Source organism: Mycolicibacterium arenosum (assembly GCF_024320865.1).
GTDB classification, from domain to species: domain Bacteria; phylum Actinomycetota; class Actinomycetes; order Mycobacteriales; family Mycobacteriaceae; genus Mycobacterium; species Mycobacterium arenosum.
This window is the reverse complement of sequence record NZ_JANDBD010000029.1, coordinates 1-2,572: the sequence shown is the minus strand read 5'-3', so window position 1 is coordinate 2,572 and position 2,572 is coordinate 1. Positions and strand designations below refer to the sequence as shown.

Genomic DNA, 2,572 nt, shown 5'->3' with positions numbered 1-2,572 from the left:
TGAGTGTGGTCACCTGACTTGGCCCCACTTCGGTCGTAGTTCTTCACGAATTTTGGCCCCACCGGGGTGGTGATCGTGTCCGTCCGGGTGGGCGCGGTGTGTCGTCACCAATGTTGGCCCCACCCTCGTTCAGATCGTTCTTGTCGCCCGTCGTCTCTGGCGGTCGTCAGGGAGGTCGGTCAGGATGCGGTCACGCGTGGAACTGTTCGAGCAGATCAGAAGGGATCGGCGGCTGGAGGATTTGTCGGTCCGTGAGTTGGCGGATCGTCATGGCACACATCGCCGTACGGTGCGTCAAGCCCTTGCCGACGCGGTCCCGCCGCCACGGAAGGTCTATCCGGTTCGGCCCCGGCCAGCGATCGACGAGTGGGTGGCTGTGATCGACGCCTGGCTGCTGGCCGACGTGGACGCCCCGCGCAAGCAACGGCACACCGCACGGCGGGTCTGGCAGCGCCTCGTCGCCGAACACCAGGCCACGTGCTCGGAGGTGACGGTGTCGCGGTACGTCGCCCGGCGTCGGGTCGAACTCGGACTGCTCCAGCAGGAGGTGTCGATCCCGCAGACCCATCTGGCCGGCGCTGAGGCCGAGGTCGACTTCGGTGAGTTCTACGCCACGATCGCCGGACTGGTCGTGAAGTGCTGGATGTTCGTGATGCGACTCTCGCACTCGGGCAAAGCGTTTCACGTCGCATTCGCCACCCAAGCCCAGGAAGCGTTCCTGGAGGGCCACGTACTGGCCTTCGAATACTTCGGGGGTGTGCCCGGGCGGATCCGCTACGACAACCTCAAACCCGCCGTCATCCGGGTCCTCAAAGGGCGTGACCGCACCGAGTCCGAACGGTTCACCGCACTGCGCTCCCACTACGGATTCGACTCGTTCTTCTGCCGCCCCGGCATCGACGGTGCTCACGAGAAGGGCGGCGTGGAGGGCGAGATCGGCCGCTTCCGGCGCCGCCACCTCGTCCCGGTCCCGAAGGTTGCCTCCTTGGCAGAGCTCAACGAGCTGATCGCCGCCGCCGACGTGGTCGACGATGACCGGGTGATCACCGGCCGACCGATCACCATCGGCGCGGCGTTCGCCATCGAGTCGACGGAGCTGATGGGATTGCCGGCCGAGGCGTTCGACTGCGCGAGGCTGCTGCAAGCCAGGGTCGACAATCGGGCCAGAGTATCTGTGCGGCAATGCTTCTACTCCGTCCCAGCCCGTTACGCCGGGCGACGCCTCCCGGTGCGGTTGGCCGCGAGGACCGTCGAGGTCTACGACGGACCCCGTCTGGTGGCCTCCCACGAACGGGCGGTCGGACGCTACGTCGAGGTGCTGTGCCTGGATCACTACCTCGAGGTCCTCAAGACCAAACCCGGGGCGCTGCCCGGTGCGACCGCACTGGCCCAAGCCAAGACCCGCGGGGTGTTCACGCACTCGCATCAACGCTATTGGGATGCTGCCCGGGCGGCGCGCGGCGACGCCAAGGGGACCCGCGCCCTGATCGGAATTCTGTTGGCGCACCGCAGCATGGCCGCCGCCGCACTCATCGCCGCGATGGACCGAGCCGTCACCTCGGGATGTTTGGATCCCGAGACCGTCCTCATCGATGCCCGCCGACACACCAGCACGCCCGCACCGGCGGCCACGATCAGCGCACTGGCCCGCTACGACCGACCACCACCCTCGCTGGCCGACTACGACGACCTGCTCACCGGAAGCGACTCATGACCACCACCACCAGCACAAGCAAGCCGGGGACCGTCGATGCCGCCGCGAAAGCCTCCATTGGTGCCGCGGCCCGTGAGTTGCACCTGCCGACGGTGCGCACCGAAGCGACGCGTCTGGCCGAGATCGCCGACCGGGAACGCCACACCCACTTGGGCTACCTCGCCGAAGTGTTGGCCGCCGAGGTCGACGACCGCACCGAACGGCGCCGCACGCGACGCATCAACGATGCCAAGTTTCCGAGGCTGAAACGGTTGGCGGAGTTCAACATCGACGCCGTCCCCGGCATCGCACCAGCGACCCTGGGCCACCTCGCCGCCGGGCATTACATGGACGCCGGTGAGCCGATCGTGCTGCTCGGTGACTCCGGGACCGGCAAGTCCCACCTGCTCATCGGGTTGGGGTTGGCGGCCTGCGAGCAAGGTCGCCGGGTCCGCTACGTCACCACCGCGCAGCTGGTCAACGAACTCGTCGAAGCCGCCGACGAGCGGGTCCTCTCCCGTGTCGTGGCCCGCTACGGGCGCCTGGACCTACTCTGCCTCGACGAACTCGGATACGTCCAAATCGACCCTCGCGGAGCGGAATTGCTGTTCCAGATCATCACCGAACGAGAAGAACGAGCCTCGGTCGCGATCGCCACCAACCTGCCCTTCAGCGAATGGGGCACCGTATTCCCCGACCCCCGCCTGGTCGCCGCCATCGTCGACCGCGTCACCTTCAACGCCCACATCATCGAGACCGGCACCAAGTCCTACCGACTCCGCACCAGCAAGACCACCACCCGAACCAAACGCGCCACCTAGACCAGGTGGGGCCAAAATCCATGACGACGGTGGGGCCAAATCACTTGACGAAACGCAC

General features: G+C 66.8%; 2 protein-coding genes. Both read left to right on the top strand.

Going from position 1 to position 2,572, the window contains the following annotated elements:
- Positions 1-184 precede the first annotated feature (184 nt).
- Positions 185-1,714 carry an IS21 family transposase gene (gene istA / locus NM203_RS33025; protein WP_255065283.1) on the top strand — a complete coding sequence of 510 codons (1,530 nt, stop codon included), beginning with the start codon at positions 185-187 and terminating at the stop codon, positions 1,712-1,714.
- On the top strand, positions 1,711-2,514 hold the full coding sequence (gene istB / locus NM203_RS33020; RefSeq protein ID WP_255065282.1) for an IS21-like element helper ATPase IstB: 804 nt from the start codon (positions 1,711-1,713) through the stop codon (positions 2,512-2,514). The genes istA and istB overlap by 4 nt, the downstream gene beginning before the upstream one ends.
- The last annotated feature ends 58 nt before the right edge of the window (positions 2,515-2,572 follow it).

Coding starts and splice junctions, on each gene's coding strand:
- istA (WP_255065283.1), top strand. CDS start 185: ATGCGGTCACGCGTGGAACTGTTCGAGCAGATCAGAAGGGATCGGCGG.
- istB (WP_255065282.1), top strand. CDS start 1,711: ATGACCACCACCACCAGCACAAGCAAGCCGGGGACCGTCGATGCCGCC.